General features: G+C 67.6%; 14 protein-coding genes. 10 read left to right on the top strand and 4 right to left on the bottom strand.

All coding sequences use genetic code 11. The features are described 5' to 3' along the window. The first annotated feature begins 116 nt into the window (after window positions 1-116). The 4 genes from folP (at window position 117) to AC07OD_RS15455 (ending at window position 4,092) form a co-directional block, all read left to right on the top strand. Window positions 117-947 carry a dihydropteroate synthase gene (gene folP / locus AC07OD_RS15470; protein ID WP_492245440.1) on the top strand — a complete coding sequence of 277 codons (831 nt, stop codon included), beginning with the start codon at window positions 117-119 and terminating at the stop codon, window positions 945-947. 95 nt (window positions 948-1,042) lie between these two features. Then, entirely contained in the window at window positions 1,043-2,377 is a 1,335-nt protein-coding gene (gene glmM / locus AC07OD_RS15465; protein WP_218297674.1) for a phosphoglucosamine mutase, read from the top strand. An 88-nt stretch (window positions 2,378-2,465) separates the two neighbouring features. Continuing rightward, window positions 2,466-3,029, top strand: coding sequence for a GNAT family N-acetyltransferase (locus AC07OD_RS15460; protein WP_494597408.1), 564 nt, complete (start codon window positions 2,466-2,468; stop codon window positions 3,027-3,029). Window positions 3,030-3,054: 25 nt separating this feature from the next. Further along, the gene (locus AC07OD_RS15455; protein WP_218297672.1) at window positions 3,055-4,092 is read left to right on the top strand and encodes an amino acid ABC transporter substrate-binding protein; all 1,038 of its coding nucleotides are present in this window, start codon (window positions 3,055-3,057) and stop codon (window positions 4,090-4,092) included. Window positions 4,093-4,324: 232 nt separating this feature from the next. On the opposite strand, the gene AC07OD_RS15450 is transcribed toward AC07OD_RS15455, so the two are convergent. Continuing rightward, window positions 4,325-6,550, bottom strand: coding sequence for a bifunctional diguanylate cyclase/phosphodiesterase (locus AC07OD_RS15450; protein WP_218297671.1), 2,226 nt, complete (start codon window positions 6,548-6,550; stop codon window positions 4,325-4,327). A gap of 122 nt (window positions 6,551-6,672) precedes the next feature. Next, window positions 6,673-9,624 (bottom strand): bifunctional diguanylate cyclase/phosphodiesterase, encoded by a 2,952-nt coding sequence (locus AC07OD_RS15445; protein ID WP_494597407.1) that lies wholly within the window; start codon window positions 9,622-9,624, stop codon window positions 6,673-6,675. 202 nt (window positions 9,625-9,826) lie between these two features. Between AC07OD_RS15445 and AC07OD_RS15440 the strand changes: the two genes are divergently transcribed. From AC07OD_RS15440 to AC07OD_RS15420, 5 genes are read left to right on the top strand one after another with little or no spacing between them, the layout of a single operon-like run. Then, window positions 9,827-10,663 carry a GNAT family N-acetyltransferase gene (locus AC07OD_RS15440; RefSeq protein WP_494597406.1) on the top strand — a complete coding sequence of 279 codons (837 nt, stop codon included), beginning with the start codon at window positions 9,827-9,829 and terminating at the stop codon, window positions 10,661-10,663. After that, a complete protein-coding gene (locus AC07OD_RS15435) occupies window positions 10,663-11,532 on the top strand; it encodes a UDP-2,3-diacylglucosamine diphosphatase (RefSeq protein ID WP_218297668.1) in 870 nt (289 codons plus the stop codon). Before AC07OD_RS15440 ends, AC07OD_RS15435 begins: the two co-directional genes overlap by 1 nt. Beyond that, complete coding sequence (locus AC07OD_RS15430) at window positions 11,529-12,617, top strand: glycosyltransferase family 4 protein (protein ID WP_494597405.1); 1,089 nt, start codon at window positions 11,529-11,531, stop codon at window positions 12,615-12,617. Before AC07OD_RS15435 ends, AC07OD_RS15430 begins: the two co-directional genes overlap by 4 nt. Window positions 12,618-12,656: 39 nt before the next feature. After that, window positions 12,657-14,843 (top strand): polyphosphate kinase 1, encoded by a 2,187-nt coding sequence (gene ppk1, locus AC07OD_RS15425; protein ID WP_494597404.1) that lies wholly within the window; start codon window positions 12,657-12,659, stop codon window positions 14,841-14,843. Beyond that, the gene (locus AC07OD_RS15420) at window positions 14,840-15,304 is read left to right on the top strand and encodes a SixA phosphatase family protein (RefSeq protein WP_218297665.1); all 465 of its coding nucleotides are present in this window, start codon (window positions 14,840-14,842) and stop codon (window positions 15,302-15,304) included. The genes ppk1 and AC07OD_RS15420 overlap by 4 nt, the downstream gene beginning before the upstream one ends. Before the next feature lie 40 nt (window positions 15,305-15,344). Here AC07OD_RS15420 and AC07OD_RS15415 read toward each other — a convergent pair whose 3' ends face one another. After that, window positions 15,345-15,914, bottom strand: coding sequence for a hypothetical protein (locus AC07OD_RS15415; protein ID WP_494597403.1), 570 nt, complete (start codon window positions 15,912-15,914; stop codon window positions 15,345-15,347). 62 nt (window positions 15,915-15,976) lie between these two features. After that, window positions 15,977-17,455 (bottom strand): Ppx/GppA phosphatase family protein, encoded by a 1,479-nt coding sequence (locus tag AC07OD_RS15410; RefSeq protein ID WP_218297663.1) that lies wholly within the window; start codon window positions 17,453-17,455, stop codon window positions 15,977-15,979. Window positions 17,456-17,722: 267 nt separating this feature from the next. Here AC07OD_RS15410 and pstS point away from each other — a divergent pair, with 267 nt between their 5' ends. Next, the gene (gene pstS, locus AC07OD_RS15405) at window positions 17,723-18,745 is read left to right on the top strand and encodes a phosphate ABC transporter substrate-binding protein PstS (RefSeq protein ID WP_218297662.1); all 1,023 of its coding nucleotides are present in this window, start codon (window positions 17,723-17,725) and stop codon (window positions 18,743-18,745) included. Window positions 18,746-18,764 lie beyond the last annotated feature (19 nt).

The following is an 18,764-nucleotide window of genomic DNA, read 5'->3' as shown; positions in this document are numbered from 1 at the left end:
AGCCCGTTGCAGTTCCAGCCGTTCCAACGGGGCCTTGTGCCCCGTTTTTCATGGTCTGTTTGGTCCCCTTGCTGATCCCCGCGGCGGCACGCCCCTATCTCTTTTCCCCACGGACCATGCTCTGGCAGACCTCCCGTTTTTCCATCGATCTTTCCGAGCCCCGCGTCATGGGGATCGTCAACGCCACGCCGGATTCGTTTTCCGATGGCGGACGCCATGGCTCCACGGCGGGAGCCCTGCGGCATTGTGAACAGCTGCTCAAGGACGGGGCGCACATCCTGGATATCGGGGGGGAGTCCACGCGGCCCGGCAGCCCCGCGGTGCCCCTGGACGAAGAACTCGCGCGCGTGGTGCCCCTGGTGCGGGACGCGGTGTCCCTGGGCGCCCCGGTCTCCGTCGATACCTACAAGCCCGAGGTCATGCGGGCGGTGCTGGACCTTGGCGCCGACATCGTCAACGACATCTGGGCGCTGCGCCAGCCAGGCGCGGCGCAGGTTGTGGCATCGCACCCGCAGTGCGGCGTGTGCCTGATGCACATGCACCGTGACCCCCAGACCATGCAAGCGGCCCCCATGCAGGGGGATGTGGTCCGGCAGGTGCTATTGTTCTTGCAGCAGTCAGCGCTTGATCTGCAAGCGCTGGGGGTCAAGAATACCCGAATCGTGCTGGACCCTGGCATTGGATTCGGCAAGACGCCGGAGCAGAATTTTGCGCTGCTGGCCCATCAGCCTGCATTGTTGCGCGCGGGCTACCCCCTCCTGGCGGGCTGGTCGCGCAAGTCGTCCCTGGGGGCCGCGACGGGGCTGGCGGTGGAGCAGCGCATGGTTCCGAGCGTGGCCGCGGCCGTGCTGGCCGTGGAGCGCGGGGCTTCCGTGGTGCGCGTGCACGATGTGCGAGAAACCGTGTCGGCGCTGGCGGTGTGGAGCGCCATGCAGCGAGAGCGTTGAGGCCGGGCGCTGCAAGGGGCGAGGGCAGCATGCCGGGCGGCCCGCATCCACTTATTAATAGACAACGAGAGATTCACACGAGGAGACACCAGAACATGACGCGCCAATACTTTGGAACCGACGGTATCCGTGGCACCGTCGGGCAACCTCCGATCACCCCGGATTTCGTCTTGCGCCTGGCCCATGCCGTCGGGCGCGTGCTGCGCAGGGCCGAAGACCGGCCCACGGTGCTGATCGGCAAGGACACCCGCATTTCAGGCTACATGCTGGAGAGTGCGCTGGAGTCGGGTTTCAATTCCGCCGGCGTGGACGTGGTGCTGCTGGGCCCCTTGCCGACCCCGGGTGTCGCGTACCTGACCCGTGCCCAGCGCGCGAGCCTGGGGGTTGTCATCAGTGCCAGCCACAACCCTTACCCCGACAACGGCATCAAGTTCTTCAGCGCCCAGGGCACCAAATTGCCCGACGCCTGGGAGCAGGCGGTCGAAGCCGCCCTGGCAGAGCCCCCGGTGTGGGCCGACTCGGCCAGCCTGGGCAAGGCGCGCCGGCTCGATGACGCCGCGGGCCGCTACATCGAGTTCTGCAAGAGCACGTTCCCGCAGGACCTGACCCTCAAGGGCCTCAAGATCGTGGTGGACGCGGCCCATGGCGCGGCGTACCAGGTGGCGCCCAAGGTCTTTCACGAACTCGGTGCCGAGGTGCTGTCGATTGGCTGCTCGCCCGATGGCCTCAACATCAACCACGAGGTGGGCGCCACCCACCCTGACGCGCTCGTGCGCGCCGTGCGCGCCAACCGCGCCGACTACGGCATCGCGCTTGATGGCGATGCCGACCGGCTGCAGATCGTGGATGCCACCGGGCGGCTGTACAACGGCGACGAGCTTCTGTACCTCATGGCGTCGGACCGCATGGGCCGTGACGAGCATGTGCCCGGCGTCGTCGGCACCCTGATGACCAACATGGCGGTGGAGGTGGCGCTGCAGGCCCGGGGCGTGAAGTTTGTGCGCGCCAAGGTGGGTGACCGCTATGTGCTCGAAGAGCTGGCGCGGCACCAGTGGGTGCTGGGCGGCGAGGGGTCAGGCCACCTGCTCGCGCTGGACCGCCACACCACCGGCGACGGCCTGGTGAGCGCGCTGCAGGTGCTGCAGGCCAGCGTGCGCAGCGGGCGCACGCTGGCGCAACTGCTGGCGGACATCACGCTCTACCCCCAGGTGCTGCTCAATGTGCGCCTGGCGCCCGGGCAGGACTGGAAGTCCAACCGCCGCCTGGAGGAGACCACCCGCGCCGTGGAGCAGGAGCTGGGCGCCACGGGCCGGGTGCTGATCCGCGCGAGCGGCACCGAACCGCTGCTGCGCGTGATGGTCGAGGCGCGCGATGCGCAGCAGGCCAGCGCGTGTGCGCAGAAGCTGGCCGACGCGGCCCGTGCCGGCTGATGGTGGCGCCGCGCGCCGTCGCCACCGTGGGGCGCGCCGTGTGATCGGCTACGCTGCTGTCTTTGCCGCCAGCCTGGAACCGTTGCTGATGCCTTCCACCACCACCGATGCTCTCACTCCCATCACCGTCCGGCGCGTGGACTATGGCGATGCCCGCCAAGCCCGGGCGTTGGTCGAACTGCTCGACAGCTATGCGAAGGACGTGGCGGGGGGAGGCGTGCCGCTCAGCGCCGAGGTCCTGCGCGGCCTGCCCGAAGCCTTGCGGCGCAGGCCCCAGGCTTTCAGCGTGATCGCATGGGCGGCCGACGCCGCGGCGCCGCACGGCGAGGTGCCCGTGGGGCTGGTCAATTGCCTGGAGGGCTTTTCGACCTTTGCCTGCCGTCCCCTGGTCAACGTGCATGACGTGGTGGTGGCCTCCGGCTGGCGCGGCCACCGCATTGCCCAGCGCATGCTGCAGTCGGTGGAGGCGCTGGCGCGCGAGCGGGGTGCCTGCAAGCTCACGCTGGAAGTGCTTTCGGGCAACCGCAGCGCCCTGCGCGCGTACGAACGGGAAGGCTTCGCCGCCTACACGCTGGACCCCAGCATGGGACAGGCGCAGTTTCTGCAGAAGATGCTGGACGGGGCAGGGCCTGTGCCACCCGCGGTACTCTGAATCATTTTCCGGGAGACAAGACCGTATGAAGACATCTCTGGGCCAGATCGCCGCGGTGGGCGCCACCGCATTGGCGGCGTTGCTCGCGGCGCCCGCTGCCCATGCGGGCAAGACGCTTGACGGCATCCGGGCGCGCGGACAAGTGGTGTGCGGCGTCAACACCGGGCTGGCCGGGTTTGCGATCGCGGACTCCAGTGGCCGGTGGTCGGGCCTGGACGTCGACATCTGCCGGGCGCTTGCGGCCGCGGTGCTGGGCGACGGCCAGAAGGTCAAGTACGTGCCGCTGGACGTGCCGCAGCGCTTCACCGCGCTGCAATCCGGCGAGGTGGACGTGCTTTCGCGCAACACCACGTTCTCGCTCGCGCGCGACGCATCGCTGGGCCTGCACCAGACGGCCGTGACCTACTACGACGGCCAGGGCTTCATCGTGCCGGCCAGGAGCAAGATCAAGAACCTCCGCCAGCTCAAGGGGCAGACCGTGTGCGTGCAGTCAGGCACCACGACGGAAAAGAACCTGGCCGACTACTCCCGTGCCCACGACCTCGACATCAAGCCCGTGATGTTCGAGAAGGTGGACGCGGCAACGTCGGCCTACCTGTCGGGGCGCTGCTCCGCGTTCACCACCGATGCCTCGGGCCTGGCATCCCTGCGCAGCGGCGTTCCGCAAGGCGCGGCAACGCACACCATCCTGCCCGAGCTCATCTCCAAGGAGCCTCTGGGCCCCATGGTGCGGCGGGGGGACGACGAGTGGTTCGCGGTGGTCAAGTGGGTGATCTACGGCCTCATCGAAGCCGAAGAGCAGGGCGTGACACAGGCCAACGCGGACCAGCTGAAAACCAGCAGCAGCCACCCGGCGGTGCAGCGCATGCTGGGGACCTCGGAAGACACCGGAAAGCTGCTCGGCCTGGACCGCGACTGGCTGCTGCGCGCCGTCAGGACCACCGGCAACTATGGCGAGATCTTCGAGCGCAACGTCGGGCAGAAGTCGGCGCTGGCGCTGCCGCGCGGCCTCAACAACCTGTGGAACAGGCAGGGCCTGATGTACGCCTTTCCGATCCGCTGAACGTTGCCTGGAGGGATCTGCGCGCGGTGCGGACAGCTCGGGCATCGCGGCAGTGCAATGCAACACAGTGCATTTGCTATTATATTTATAGCTTTTCGCGCTTATCCATAAAGCGTCAGGGGCTGATTTTATTCAATATTTCCCCGTGTGGAGGCCTGTTGCCCGGGCGGGTCTGTGAGAGCCGGTCCGGCGGGCCCGGGCCGCGGCACGATCGTGCTGCCGGCCGGCCGGCTCAATGCAGCTGCCGCCGCATGAAGGCTTCCAGCTCCGGTGCCGACAGCGGCATGCTGAAGTGGTAGCCCTGCGCCTCGTCGCACCCCTGCTCGCGCAGGAAGGTCAGCTGGCCTTCGGTCTCCACGCCTTCGGCCGTGGTGCGCATGCCCAGCGCCTGCGCCATGCGGATGATGGCGCTCACGATGGCGCGGTCGTTGTTGTCGTTGCCCAGGTCGCGCACGAACGACTGGTCGATCTTGAGCTTGAAGATCTGAAATCGCTTGAGCTGGCTCAGCGATGAATAGCCGGTGCCGAAGTCATCCATCGACATGCGCACGCCGCGCGCGTGCAGCTGGTCCATGGTGGCCACCGCGGCATGCGGGTCGTCCACGGCCACGCCTTCGGTCAGCTCCAGCTCCAGGCAATCCGGCGGCAGGTCGAATTCGGCCAGCATGCGGCTTACCAGTTCGGGCAGCTGGGGCTGGCGGAACTGGATGGCCGAGAGGTTCACGGCCATCGTCAGGCCCGGGAACCCGCAGGCCCGCCAGGTCTTGAGCTGCGAGAGCGCGGTGCGCAGCACCCATTCGCCGATCTGCAGGATCTGCCCGCTGTCTTCTGCAATGGGAATGAATTCGGCGGGCGACACCCCACCGAGCTGCGGGTGCTGCCAGCGCAGCAGGGCTTCCACGCTGCGCACGGCCCCGGTGGTCAGGCTCATCTGCGGCTGGTAGTGCAAGTGGAACTGGTTGCGCTCCAGCGCCCGGCGCAGGGCGTTTTCGAGCTGCAGCGCGCGCACCGACTGCGCCTGCATTTCCGGGGTGAAGAACTTGAATGTGTTGCGCCCGTCGAGCTTGGCGCGGTACATGGCCACGTCGGCCGACTGCGTCAGGGTGTCGAAGTCCTTGCCGTCCTGGGGGAACAGCGCGATGCCCATGGACGGGGCCATGGTCAGTTCATGGTGGTCGATCTGGTAGTGCTGGCGCGAGGCCTCCTGCAGCTTGCCGGCCACGCGGGCCGCGCCGTGCGCATTGGCGCCGGGCAGCAGCAGGATGAACTCGTCGCCACCCAGGCGCGACACCGTGTCCTTGTCGCGCACCACGGCGCGCAGCCGCTTGGCGATCTCCACCAGCAGCGCATCGCCCACCCGGTGGCCCAGCGAGTCGTTCACGTGCTTGAAGTGATCCAGGTCCAGGAAGATCAGGGCCAGGGGCGTGTTGCCCTCCTGGGCCACGCGGATGGCCTGCTGCGCGCGCTCGGACAGCAGGGCGCGGTTGGGCAGGCCCGTGAGGGCGTCATAGTGGGCGAGCCAGTAGATGCGCTCCTGGTCGGCCTTGCGGTCGTTGATCTCGCGGTGCAGGTTGTCCACGGTCTCGCGCAGTTCGCGGGTGCGGTCCTGCACCTGCCGTTCCAGGTCCTCGTGCGTGCTGGCCAGGACGGCCTGTGCCTGCTTTCGCTCCGTGATGTCCATGGTGATCCAGATGGAGCCCTGCGATGGATCGGCGGGATCTATGGATTTGCTGCGCACCTCGCAGATCACGGGGGTGCCGTCCTTGCGGCACAGTTCCAGCTCGCCTTCGTACGAATGGCCGGCGGCCAGCTGCGGATAGCACCGGCGGCCGACTTCTTCCCACGCGGCGTCGCTGGCATACCAGCGGCGCGACGGGCTGCCCGCCAGTTCCCCCGGCTGGTAGCCCAGCATCTGCTCGAAGTGGTGGTTGCACCGGGTCAGGCGCCGGTCGCGCAGGAACACGATGCCCACCATGGCGCTGTCGAACAGCAGCTGTTTTTCGCGGACCGCGGCGCCCAGCGCGGCCTGCGCGCGCCGTTGCTCGTCGATATCGTCCAGGATCCAGATGGAGCCTTCGGTCGTGTCGTGCGGATTGATGAGCCGCCCCGTCAGGCTGCCCCAGAACAAGGAGCCGTCGCGCCGGCGCAATTGGCGCTCCACGCGGAAGGCCTGGCCCTGGGCGAGCACCGGGTAGGCGGTGCGGCCCAGATCGCGAAAGGCATCGCGCGAAGGGTAGAACGCCTCGGTGTTGAGGCCCACCAGCCCTTCGGCGCTGGCGTAGCCGAAGATCTCGGCGTACCGCTGGTTGCAGCGCACCACGCTGCGCTGGCGCAGGAAAACAATGCCCACGCCCGCACTGTCGAGCAGGGTTTGCTGTTCGCGCAGCGCGCGTTGCAGGGGGGTGTCGGTGGCAACTCCAGGACGCTGCAATTCTGGAGAGCTGTACGGCGCAGACATGGAAACCGGTACGGGCGGGAGGGCCAGGCGGCCTTGGTAATTTGTACCAAAGTGTAGCAGCGCTCCCTTACAAGCCTTTCGGCGGGGCGTCCGGCCCTTTCCCGTGCAGGGTCGGGTCGGCTTCAGTGGTCCCGCTGAGCGCGCAGGTACGCCTCGAACTCCGGCGCGGGCAGGGGGCGGCTGAAGTAGAACCCCTGGCCCTCGTCGCAGCCCTGGGCCTGCAGGAACTCGACCTGGCCGTCGGTTTCCACCCCCTCCGCCGTGGTCTGCATGCCCAGGGCCTGCGCCATGCGGATGATGGCGCTCACGATGGCCCGGTCATTGGCATCGTCTTCCAGATCGCGCACGAACGACTGGTCGATCTTGAGCTTGTAGATCTGGAACCGCTTGAGGTAGCTCAACGAGGAATATCCGGTGCCGAAGTCGTCCATGGACAGGCGCACGCCGCGGTCGTGAAGCTGGTCCATCATGGCGAGCGCGGCGGCGGGGTCGTCCACCGCCGCGCCCTCGGTCAGCTCCAGCTCCAGCCGGCGCGCGGGCAGGCCTGCCTGTTCCAGGCAGCGCGTGACCATCTCGGGCAGCTGGGGATGCCTGAACTGGACGGCGGAGACGTTCACGGACACCGCCCGCAAGGGCAGCTGCAGATCCAGCCAGCGTTTGGCGTCCTTCACCGCGGTGTGGATCACCCATTCCCCGATCGCCACGATCATGCCGCTGCTTTCGGCCACCGGAATGAACTCGGCCGGCGACACCATGCCCAGCTCGGGATGGCGCCAGCGCAGCAGTGCCTCGGCCCCCACCACCTGGCGCGCGGTGAGCGAGACCTGGGGCTGGTAGTGCAGTTCGAACTGGTTGCGCTCCAGCGCGCGGCGCAGGGCGTTCTCGATCAGCAGGGCGCGCGCCGTGCGCGCCTCGAGGTCGGCGGTGAAGAAACCGTATCGGTTGCGTCCGTTCTGCTTGGCACGGTACATGGCGGCATCGGCCCGCTGGTACAGCGTGTCGAACGAGTCGCCATCGGCGGGATACATCGCGATGCCCACCGACAAGGTGGTGGTGAGTTCGTACGGGTCCACCTGAAACGGCTGGGCGATGGCCGCGAGCAGCCGGGTTGCCATGTCGGCCGCGGAGGGTGCCGAGGTGGCGGGCAGCAGCAGCAGAAATTCATCGCCCCCCAGGCGCGAGACGGTGTCCTGAGGCCGCAGCAGGGACTGAAGGCGCTGCGCCACCGCCACGAGCAGGATGTCTCCAATGCGGTGGCCCAGCGAATCGTTGACGTTCTTGAAGTGGTCCAGGTCCAGGAACAGCATGGCCAGGGTGCCGCCTCGCGCCTGCTCGTTGGCAATGAGGTGCTGCGCGCGCTCGGCCAGCAGCGCGCGGTTGGGAAGGTTCGTGAGCGGGTCGAAATGCGCCAGGCGCTGGATGCGGTCCTGGGCCTCGCGCTGCTGCGTGATGTCGCGAAACAGCGTGATGGAGTGCGTGGCGACGCCATTGCCATCGCGCACGCTGCTGACCGACAGCCACTGGGGGTAGGTGGACCCATCCTTGCGGCGGCCGCAGGCCTCGCCCTCCCAGTGGCCGTCCTGGGACAGCCGTGCGTACACGGCGTCGGCGCTGGCGTTGTCTGCCGGTCGGGCGACCGTGAGCAGGCGCACGGACTGCCCCACGGCCTCGGCTTCCGTGTACCCCGTGATCCGCGTGAAAGCCCGGTTGATGCGCACGATCGTATGGGCCGCGTCGGCGATCACGATGGCTTCGCTGCTCTGGTCGAACACCTGGGCGGTCAGCTGCAGTTGCTCCTGGGACCGCTTGCGCTCCGTGATGTCGCGCGACAGCAGGATGAACCGTGGCTTCGCGCCCGCGGACGTGGCCTTGCGCGCGGCGGACAGCTCAAACCACGTGGTGCCCACCCCGGGCAGGTCGAGCATGATCTGCCGCCCGGAGGACCAGCCCTGCGCCTGGGCATCGCTCAGCACGTCCAGCACCGACAGGGCCGCCAGCGCTGGCAGCACCTCGGTCACGTTGCGTCCCACCAGCGTTTCGGCGGGGCCCATGAGCAATTCGGCGCGCTGGCTGTGCACGCTGCAATAGAACCCGTCCTGGTCGAGTTCGAAGAGAGGGTCCGGGATGGCGTCGATGGTGGCGTGCAGCTGCTGCTGGGTGGCCTGGATTTCCGAGGTGCGCTGGGCCACCTGATAGGCCAGCCCGCGCTCGTGGGCCTTCAGCTCGAAAAGAAGCCGGGCCAGGTAGGTCATCATCAAGGCAAACAGCAGGCCCACCGCGCAGCGCATGAGCAGCACGGCCGGGTCGCCCCAGCCCTTGATGGGGACCAGGCTCAGGGTCCATTGCCCGTTGGGCAGGGTCAGCGACCGGCCCACCGCGTCCGCGCCCGGGGGCGGGTCGGATGCGGCAATGGTCTGTTCCTCGCCCGTGTCGGGCCGGACGCGCCACAGCCGGTAGTGGTAGCCGCGCAGCGTCAGCTGCGGCAGGCGCGCGGCGGCCAGCACTTCGGGCAGGCGGATGGTGACGTAGGTGAACCCCCAGAAGGCGCGGTGCCCTTGGGCATCGTCGAGGTAGACGGGCTGGCGCCCCACCACGCCCAGGCCGCCTTGCACCAGCTCCATGGGGCCGGCCAGGGTCAGCCGGCCCGACTCCCGGGCCCTGGCGGATTCGGGGCCCTGCCGAGGGTCGTTGAGCTGGTCGAAACCGATGGAGTTCTCGTTGCCCTGGCGCGGCACGACCTGTTTGACCACCCCCCCGGGAGAGAGGCCCATGGCCGTGATGCCCGGGTAGAAGGGCAGCATCTGCGTGCCGATCTCCTCGAACTGCGTCACCTCTCCCCGGCCCTGGCGCACCAGCGCCACCAGGGTGTTGTTGGCCGACAGGGCCAGCTCGATGGCGCGTTGCAGCGCCTGGACGTGGTCACCCGCCATGTCCGTCACCTGCGTGCGGTGCTGGGCGCGCTCCTGGCGCTCAAGGGCCCACACCACCACCCCGGCACAGGCCGCCGCCAGAACAAACACGACCAGCGAGCCCGCAAGAGGGCTTCGGGAGCGGGTGGGGGCGGATGCGTGCACGGTGCGGTTTCCTGAACCAATTATGCAGGCCCGTTGGAGCCGATGCGGGGTTCTGCGCGGCGATCCGCTGTCATGGGATTGACATGCGGCCGACATGGCGGCGTCACGCGGCAATTTCACACTCGTGCCCAGGGGAAACGGTTCCCAGCCCATGGTTGGGGCCTCCAGCCGAACCCGTCCTGACACAAGGAGATGTTGCACCATGAATGAGCTGCCCACCTTGACGCCGCCCCTGTCCGCCGAAATCGTTCCCCAGCGGCCGCTTCGCGGCACGGCTGCCATGCCCGGCGCCCTGCAGCCGGTGGCGGCGCGGGGGGCCATCGAGGTGGCATGGGCGCGGCATGAAGATGAGGTGCGCCAGGCGCAGCGGTTGCGGTTCGATGTGTTCGCGGCGGAGATGGGCGCTCGATTGACGACCCCCATCCCCGGCCACGACGTGGACCTGTTCGACGACTATTGCGAGCACCTGCTGGTGCGCGACGCCCAGAGCCAGCAAGTCATTGGGACTTACCGCGTGCTCACTCCCGCACAGGCCCGGCGCGTCGGCGGCACCTACAGCGACACCGAGTTCGACCTGACGCGGCTGCGCTCCCTGCGCGCGCGCATGGTGGAGCTGGGCCGCAGCTGCGTGCACCCCGACCACCGCCACGGCGGCGTGATCATGGCGTTGTGGAGCGCGCTGGCGGACTTCATGGTGCGCAACCAGCTCGACACGATGATCGGCTGCGCCAGCATCCCCATGCTGCACAACGGCGTCGTCAGCGGCGACGCGGCCGCGAGCATCTGGCAGCAGGTGCGCAAGACACACCTGGCCCCCATCGAATACCACGTGCTTCCCCGGCTGCCGCTGCCCGTCGAGCAGCTGGACGGTTCGATCACGGTGGAGCCCCCGGCGCTCATCAAGGGCTACCTGCGCTTGGGCGCGCGCGTGCTGGGCGCTCCAGCCTGGGACCCGGACTTCAACACCGCGGACCTGCCGATGCTGATGCGCCTGGCGGACCTGCACCCCCGCTACCGCAAGCATTTCCTGGGGGCCTGATGCGCACCGCGTTCGATGCCCTGGGCCCCTGGATGGAACCGTCCGTGGGCCACGAGGACATGGCCGACGACGCACATGCCTTCGCGGCGGGTCATCGCCGGTACCGCGCGGTCTTCATTTCGGATTTGCACCTGGGCACTCCGGGGTGCCAGGCGGTCGCGCTGCTGGACTTTCTCAAGCACCACCCCAGCGACCACCTCTACCTCGTGGGCGACATCGTCGACGGCTGGCAGCTGCGCCGCAAGTGGTTCTGGCCCCAGGCCCACAACGATGTCGTGCAAAAACTCCTGCGGCGCGCGCGCAAGGGATGCCGGGTGGTCTTCGTGCCTGGCAACCATGACGAGTTTGCACGCGCCTTTGTCGGCCACTCGTTCGGCGGCATCGAAGTGCTGGCCGAGGCGGTGCACACCACGGCGGACGGCCGCAGCCTGTGGGTCACGCACGGAGACCACTTTGACGGAGTGATCCAGTGCGCCAAGTGGCTGGCCTACCTGGGGGACAACCTGTATGAGTTCACGCTGCGGCTCAACCGGCACCTCAACACCTTGCGCGCCCGCATGGGGCTGCCCTACTGGTCGCTGTCGGCCTACCTGAAGGGCAAGGTCAAGAAGGCGCTCAACTACGTGACCGACTTTGAAGTGGCCGTGGCCGCCGAGGCGCGCCGCAGGGGACATGACGGCGTGGTGTGCGGCCATATCCACCGCGCGGAGATGCGGGAGATCGGCGGAACCCTGTATTGCAATGACGGCGACTGGGTGGAAAGCCACACCGCGCTGGTCGAACACCTGGACGGCCGGCTGGAACTGCTCCAGTGGCCCGCTTCTCCCTTCGCCGACACATCGCGGACCGAGGCCGCCGTTGCCCTATGAAAATCGCCTTGCTGACGGATGCCTGGCTTCCCCAGGTCAACGGGGTCGTCACCACGCTGCTGGAGCTGGTGCGGGAGCTGGAAGCCGCCGGGCACGCGGTCCAGGTGCTGCATCCCGGCCAGTTCGCAACGCGCCCGTGCCCTGGCTATGCAGGGATCGATCTGGCCGTGCGGCCCGCGCAGCGCGTGGCAGGGATGCTGGACGCGATGGAGCCCGACGCCATCCACCTGGCCACCGAAGGACCGCTGGGCTGGGCGGGGCGCCGCTACTGCCTGCGCAAGGGCCTGGCATTCACCACGGCATTCCATACCCGTTTCCCGGAAATACTGAATGCGGCCTTGCGGGTGCCGCTTGGATGGGGGTACGCGCTGTTCCGTCATTTCCATCGCCCGTCATCGGGCGTGATGGTGCCGACGCACGGCGTCCTGCAGATGCTGGAGCACCGGGGATTTCGCAACCTGCGCCTGTGGACCCATGGCGTTGACACGCAGGCTTTCGCGTTCCACGGCGCCACCACCCCCAGCCCGCTCATGGGGGCCCTGGCCCATCCCGTGGCCTTGTACGTGGGACGGATCTCGTACGAAAAGAACATCGAGGCCTTCCTCCGGCTGGACATGCCCGGCTCCAAGGTGGTGTGTGGTGTCGGCCCGCTGGAGGCGCGCCTGAAGGCCAGGTACCCGCAGGTCCGCTGGCTGGGCATCCTGGACCGCCCGGCACTGGCCCAGGTGTATGCGGCGGCGGATGTTTTTGTGTTTCCCAGCCGTTCTGAAACCTTCGGGCTGGTCATGCTCGAGGCCATGGCCTGCGGAACGCCGGTGGCCGCTTTCCCCGTGGACGGGCCGATGGAAGTGCTGGGTGCACATCCTGGCCAGCCGGCACGGGGGGGCGTGCTGCATGACGATTTGCTGACTGCAAGCCAGGAGGCGCTGGCGATTGCCCGCTCCGACGCCCGGGCGCGTGCGCTCGATTTCACATGGGCCCACGCCGCGCGGCTGTTCGAGCAGTACCTGGTTCCTGCCCGGACACAGGGCGTGGCGCGTGTGACTGTCACGGAGCCTGTCACATCTTTGTCATCTGGGCGTTAAATACTGCAGCCATCCTGCACTCGCCGCGCTTGCGTATCCATGTTGCCCTTGCCCCCCGATGACGCTGTTGCCCTGTCGTGTGACAGTCCCGATGCCACGCCGGCGCCACGCGACGGCGGCGTGGGCCACGCACCGGCAGCCGCGCCCACTGCGGCGCCGCCCCACATGTTCCTGGACAGGGACCACAGCATCCTCGCGTTCAACGAACGGGTGTTCGACTGGGCCGTGAGAACGGATGTGCCGCTGCTGGAGCGGCTGCGCTACCTGTGCATCGTGTCGTCCAACCTGGACGAGTTTTTTGAAGTGCGTGCCGCGCCGCACATCACCGCGGCCCAGAAAGGCGAGACCCAGGGCCTTTATTCGACGGCATCCTTCGAAGCAGTGGCCGCCAAGGTGCACGGGCTGGTGGACCGGCAGTACACGCTGTACAACGAGTCCCTGGTGCCTGCGTTTGCCGCCCATGGCATCCGGATCGTGGGGCATGGGGAGCGTTCGCCCGCCCAGAAGCGCTGGGTCCACGAGTATTTCGTGGGCGAGGTGCGGCCGCTGCTGATCCCGGTGGGGCTGGACCCCGCGCACCCCTTTCCCCAGGTGGCCAACAAGTCCCTGAACTTCATCGTGCGCCTGAAGGGGCACGATGCATTCGGGCGAGAGAACGAGATCGCCATCGTCAAGGTTCCCAGGGCCCTGCCCAGGCTGATTCGCATGCCTGCCCGCGTGGCACCCTCGGAAGCGCTTTTCGTGAGCCTTTCCAGCATCGTGCGGGCACACCTGGACGAGCTCTTTCCGGGGCGCGAGGTGACGGAGTTCTCGCAATTCCGGGTGACGCGCCATTCCGACCTCGCGCTGGATGAGGAGGATGTGCGCAATCTGCGGACAGCCCTGCGCCAGGGCTTGCAGCACAGGCACTATGGGCAGGCCGTCCGGCTGGAAGTGTCCGCGGGATGTTCGCAATTCCTGTCCGACTTTTTGCTGGCGCAGTTTGCCTTGCCCCCCGCCGCCTTGTACCGGGTACCCGGGCCCGTGAACCTGGTGCGCCTGACCCAGCTGGTGGACCTGGTGGATGCACCCGCCCTGCTGTTTCCGACCTGGAATTCCGCCTGGCCACGGCAATTGCAGGCCGGAGTGTCCATCATGGAGCAGCTGCGCCAGCGCGACGTGCTCATCCACCAGCCGTTCGAGAGCTTCGACGGACTGCTCGCTTTCCTGCGCGAGGCCGTCAACGATCCCGACGTCCTCGTCATCAAGCAGACGATCTACCGCACCGGTGGCGATTCCGAACTCATGGACCTGCTGACCGAGGCCGTGCGCCGGGGCAAGGAGGTCATGGCGGTCGTGGAACTCAAGGCCCGCTTTGACGAGGAAGCCAACATCAACTGGGCCGAGGCGCTGGAGTCGATTGGCGCGCAGGTGGTGTATGGCGTGGTGGGGCTCAAGACACATGCCAAGATGCTGCTGGTCACGCGCAGGGAAGGGCGCCAGCTGCGGCGGTACGGGCACCTGTCCACCGGCAACTACAACGTGCGCACGGCACGGCTCTATACCGATCTGAGCTATCTCACTGCCGACGAGGAAACCACGGCGGACATGGACGGGGTGTTCAACCACCTCGCGAGCCAGAACCGCCCGCCCAAGCTGCGCAAGCTGATGCTGGCGCCGTTCCATCTGCACCGGCGCATGCTGGAGAAGATCGAGCAGGTGGGGCAGGCCGCGAGCCGGGGAGAGGATGCGCGCATCGTGGCCAAGATGAATGCCCTGACCGATGAAGCCTTGATGCGCGCGCTGATTCTGGCCGCCCAGCGCGGAGCGCGCATCGACCTCATCGTGCGCGGGGCCTGCATGCTCGCGGCCCAGGTGCCCGGGGTGACCGACAACATCCGGGTGCGCTCGGTGATCGGCCGCTTCCTCGAGCACACGCGGGTCTTCTACTTCCGCTGCGGCAGCGACGAGGACCTGTACCTTTCCAGTGCCGACTGGATGAACCGCAACATGATGCGGCGCGTGGAACTGGCCTGGCCCGTGACGGACCCGCGCCTGCGGCAGCAGATCGTTGACGAATGCCTGGTGGCCTACCTGCACGATGACCGGGACGCATGGACGCTGAATGCGCAGGGAGGCTATGACCGGGCACCCCGCCCCGAGGACGGAGTGGGCGCCCAGGACGCCCTGATGGTCCGCTACGGACCGGCCCCTTCCCCGGCGCAACTCGACCAAGGGACAGCATGATGGATCTCATCCTGTGGCGACATGCGGAGGCGGAAGAAGCCGCTGAGGGGGGTGATGACCTGGCGCGGGCCTTGACGCCGCGGGGCGAAAAGCAGGCAGCGCGCATGGCTGCATGGCTGGACCGGCAGCTGCCCGAGGGCCTGCGCGTGCTGGCCAGCCCCTCGCGGCGCACCGAGCAGACGGCCAGCGCCCTGGGGCGCAAGTTCAAGATGCGGGCCGAGCTGCTGCCGGGCGGGACGCCGCAGGAACTGCTGGACCTCGCACAGTGGCCGCGCGCCAAGGGCACGGTGCTGATCGTGGGCCACCAGCCCATGCTGGGGCAGACCATCGCCCAGCTGATGGGACTGCAGGCTTCGGAATGCGCCGTGCGCAAGGGCTCGGTCTGGTGGCTGAGGCAGCGGCAGCGGCTGGACCAAAGCCAGACATTGCTGATCGCCGTTCAGTCGCCCGAGTTTGTTTGATACCGGTTGCGCCAGGGGGCCGTCCCCGGCGCAGACCGGCTCACTTGCGCGTGGCCTTGGCGGCGGTCCTGGCGGCCGGTGCGGCCGTGGCGACGGGGGCTGCGGCCGCTTGGGCCTTGGGGCGTCCCGTCTTGATGGACGGCACGGCCTGCACTGCGGTGCGCAGTGCGCTGTCGGACATCGCCGCCAGCACCTTCAGGCCGGCGCGCAACAGCTCGCTCTTCTTCACGGGCTGCGCGAGCGCCGCAGAGCGCTGCTTCAGTGTCTCGATGACGGCGTATTCATCCTTCGGGATGGTAAAGCTGTCACGCACCAGCTTGGGCTTCTTGGCCTTGGTGTCCGGCGCCGGCTGCGGCGTGGGTGCTTTTGCTTTGGCGGGCTGGGGCGCGGCCGCAGCCTTCTTGGAGCTGGCCCCTTTCGCCTTGGGGGCGGCAGCAGCGGGCTTCGCGCCCGCTTTCCTGGCCTGCTTGGCGGGAGCCGCTGCCTTGGCGGGTGATTTGGCGGCCACCGCGGCAGAGGGCTTGGCAGGTTTTGCGGGCGCTGTGGCTGTGGCTGTGGCTGTGGCTGCGGGGGCGGACGGGGCGGGTGGTGTGGCGCTGGTGGTGGTCATGATGAAGGCAGTGGGTCAATAAATAAACGGTATAAACAGTTTATATAGTTTATTGCCAATGCTCAGGGAAGGTCAACCACCAGTTCCCAGGGCGTCTTCTGCCAGGCCTGGACTTCCTCGCGAAGAAGGTGCGCAGACTGCGGAAAGGCCGCAGCCCAGCCGGGGCGGGCGCGCAGGAGAAAACGCGGCCCCTCGGCTTGCAATGAGAGGCCTGCCGTGTCCGGATCGCGGCGCGCATGGCACAGCGCCACGGACAGGCGCAGGCTCAGCAGCTGCAGCACGAAGACAGGATCTTGCAGGTCCGCGCCGAGCTTGCGCACCTTGCCGCGCTGTCCCTGCACCAGCACGCCCAGGCGATGCAGCTCGGGAACGGCAAACCCGGCGGCATCGGTGTTGTCCAGGATGTAGGCGCCGTGGCGGTGGTAGTCGCTGTGGGATATGCGGCAGCCGATCTCGTGCAGCCGCGCCGCCCAGTCAAGCTTGCGCGACGCTCGCTCGCTGTCGCCGGGCGTGGCCTGCTCGAACAGGGCACACGCGGTGCGCGCCACCCGTTCCGCGTGCTCCATGTCCACGCCAAACCGCTGCATGAGTCCATTGACGGTGGTGGTACGCAGGTCGGTGCCGGGTTGCTCCCTGTCCAGCAGGTCGTAGAGGGCGCCCTGGCGCAAGGCGCCCTGTGCCACCTGCATGTGCTCGATGTCCAGCAGGTCGAAGACGGCGCGCAGCACGCTGATTCCCCCGCCGATGACGGCGCGCCGCTCTTCCTTCAGCCCTTCCAGGCGCACGCGGTCGGCAGACTGGGCGCGCAGCAGGCGCTCGTGCAGCCAGCCCAGCCCGTCCCGCGTGATGAGGCCCTGCGGGCCGCCGGCGGCGGCCAGGATGTCACCCACGGCGCCCGCGGTGCCGGAGGAGCCGTAAGACACGTCCCAGGTCTCGGGGCGGAAGGTTTCCAGCGCTTCGTCCAGCACGGCCTTGGCCGCGATCTCGGCGGCCAGGAACGCCTGGGCCGTGAATTCGCCGTTGGCGAAGTAGCGCTGCGACCAGGCCACGCTGCCCACGCGGTACGAGGCCACGGAGTAGGGTGTGAACTGCTGGCCCAGGATGAGCTCCGTGGAACGCCCTCCGATGTCCACGACCAGGCGGCGCTCGTCGGATTGCGGCAGCAGGCGGGCCACCCCCTGGTAGATCAGCCGTGCTTCTTCCGGGCCCGACACCACATCGATCGGATAGCCCAGCACCTCGCTGCCGCGTGACAGGAACTCGTCCCGATTGCGTGCCTCGCGCAGCGTCTGGGTCGCCACGGCACGGACCTGGGCACGGGGAAACCCCGCCAGCCGCTCTCCGAATCGTGCCAGGCAGGCCCAGCCACGCTCCATGGCGTCGCGCGTCAGATTGCGGTCTTCGTCGAGGCCGTTGCCCTGGCGCACGGTTTCCTTGAGGTATTCCACCCGCTGGATATGTCCGAACTCATAGCGCCCGATTTCAAGGCGAAAACTATTGGAGCCGAGGTCGACCGCGGCGAGGCGTGTGCCGTTCTGCATGTATTTCTGGTGGGAGCTTCGTTCGGCATCGTACCGCGAGCGTCAGGTGCATCGGTGCGGCACCCGTCGTCTCCCTCATGGAGGCGGGTGCTGATCGCGAGCCGCCCAGTGTCCGTGGACCGTGTGACAGATTCATGACGGTGCGCGCGGCGCTGGATGACCGTGTGGCGGCTCTGTGCGACGGGGTGCCTTGTGTCACCGAATTGTCATCTTGGGGGCCTAGAGTTCGTGCTGTTCCTGTTAACCCTAGCCAAAAGGTACTGAATAATGAAACGCACATTTCTCAAAACCGTCGCTGTCGCACTGGCCACCATGGCTGTGGGCAGTGCCTTTGCGGCGGACATCACCGGTGCAGGCGCGACCTTTCCGTTCCCCATGTACGCCAAGTGGGCCGAGGCCTACAAGAAGGAAACGGGCACGGGCCTGAACTACCAGTCCATCGGATCCTCCGGCGGCATCCGCCAGATCCGCGCCAAGACCGTGGCTTTCGGCGCCACCGATGCGCCCGTGTCCGGCGCCGACCTGGACAAGGACGGCATGGTGCAGTTTCCCGCCATCATCGGCGGCACGGTGCCCGTGATCAACCTGGACGGCTTCAAGCCCGGCGAACTGCGCGTGACGGGCCCCGTGCTGGCGGACATCTTCCTGGGCAAGATCGCCAAGTGGAATGATGCCAAGCTCGCCGCGCTGAATCCTGGCAAGACCCTGCCCGACCAGAACATCACCGTGGTACACCGCGCGGATGGTTCGGGCACCACCTTCAACTGGACCGACTACCTGTCGGCGGTCAGCAAGGAGTGGGCTGATTCCGTGGGCAAGGGCGCGGCCGTGAAGTGGCCTGCCGCTTCGTCCGTGGGCGGCAAGGGCAACGAAGGCGTGGCCGCCAACGTGACCCGCGTGAAGGGCGCTGTCGGCTATGTGGAATACGCCTACGTCAAGAAGAACAACATGAACTTCCTGCAACTGCAGAATGCAGACGGCAAGTACGTGAGCCCTGACGACAAGACTTTTGCGGCCGCCGCCGCCAGCGCCGACTGGTTCAGCGTGCCGGGCATGGGCATCTCGATGGTCAACGCCAAGGGCGCGGACAGCTGGCCCGTCAGCACCGCTTCTTTCATCCTGATGTACAAGGACCCCGCCGACAAGGCGCAGTCGGCCGAAGTGTTGAAGTTCTTCGAGTGGGCGTTCAAGAACGGCAAGGGCATGGCCACGGAACTGGACTATGTTCCGCTGCCCGACAGCCTGACCGCCGAGATCCGCTCCAAGGTCTGGTCGCAGATCAAGAAGTAAGCCAGTTGCCCCAGAATAC

It is taken from the genome of Acidovorax sp. GW821-FHT10E03 (genome assembly GCF_059415205.1).
This window is presented reverse-complemented; position numbering and strand designations above follow the sequence as displayed.

Coding starts and splice junctions, on each gene's coding strand:
- AC07OD_RS15460 (WP_494597408.1), top strand. CDS start 2,466: ATGCCTTCCACCACCACCGATGCTCTCACTCCCATCACCGTCCGGCGC.
- AC07OD_RS15455 (WP_218297672.1), top strand. CDS start 3,055: ATGAAGACATCTCTGGGCCAGATCGCCGCGGTGGGCGCCACCGCATTG.
- ppk1 (WP_494597404.1), top strand. CDS start 12,657: ATGTTGCCCTTGCCCCCCGATGACGCTGTTGCCCTGTCGTGTGACAGT.
- AC07OD_RS15420 (WP_218297665.1), top strand. CDS start 14,840: ATGATGGATCTCATCCTGTGGCGACATGCGGAGGCGGAAGAAGCCGCT.
- folP (WP_492245440.1), top strand. CDS start 117: ATGCTCTGGCAGACCTCCCGTTTTTCCATCGATCTTTCCGAGCCCCGC.
- pstS (WP_218297662.1), top strand. CDS start 17,723: ATGAAACGCACATTTCTCAAAACCGTCGCTGTCGCACTGGCCACCATG.
- AC07OD_RS15450 (WP_218297671.1), bottom strand. CDS start 6,550: ATGTCTGCGCCGTACAGCTCTCCAGAATTGCAGCGTCCTGGAGTTGCC.
- AC07OD_RS15440 (WP_494597406.1), top strand. CDS start 9,827: ATGAATGAGCTGCCCACCTTGACGCCGCCCCTGTCCGCCGAAATCGTT.
- AC07OD_RS15410 (WP_218297663.1), bottom strand. CDS start 17,455: ATGCAGAACGGCACACGCCTCGCCGCGGTCGACCTCGGCTCCAATAGT.
- AC07OD_RS15430 (WP_494597405.1), top strand. CDS start 11,529: ATGAAAATCGCCTTGCTGACGGATGCCTGGCTTCCCCAGGTCAACGGG.
- glmM (WP_218297674.1), top strand. CDS start 1,043: ATGACGCGCCAATACTTTGGAACCGACGGTATCCGTGGCACCGTCGGG.
- AC07OD_RS15435 (WP_218297668.1), top strand. CDS start 10,663: ATGCGCACCGCGTTCGATGCCCTGGGCCCCTGGATGGAACCGTCCGTG.
- AC07OD_RS15415 (WP_494597403.1), bottom strand. CDS start 15,914: ATGACCACCACCAGCGCCACACCACCCGCCCCGTCCGCCCCCGCAGCC.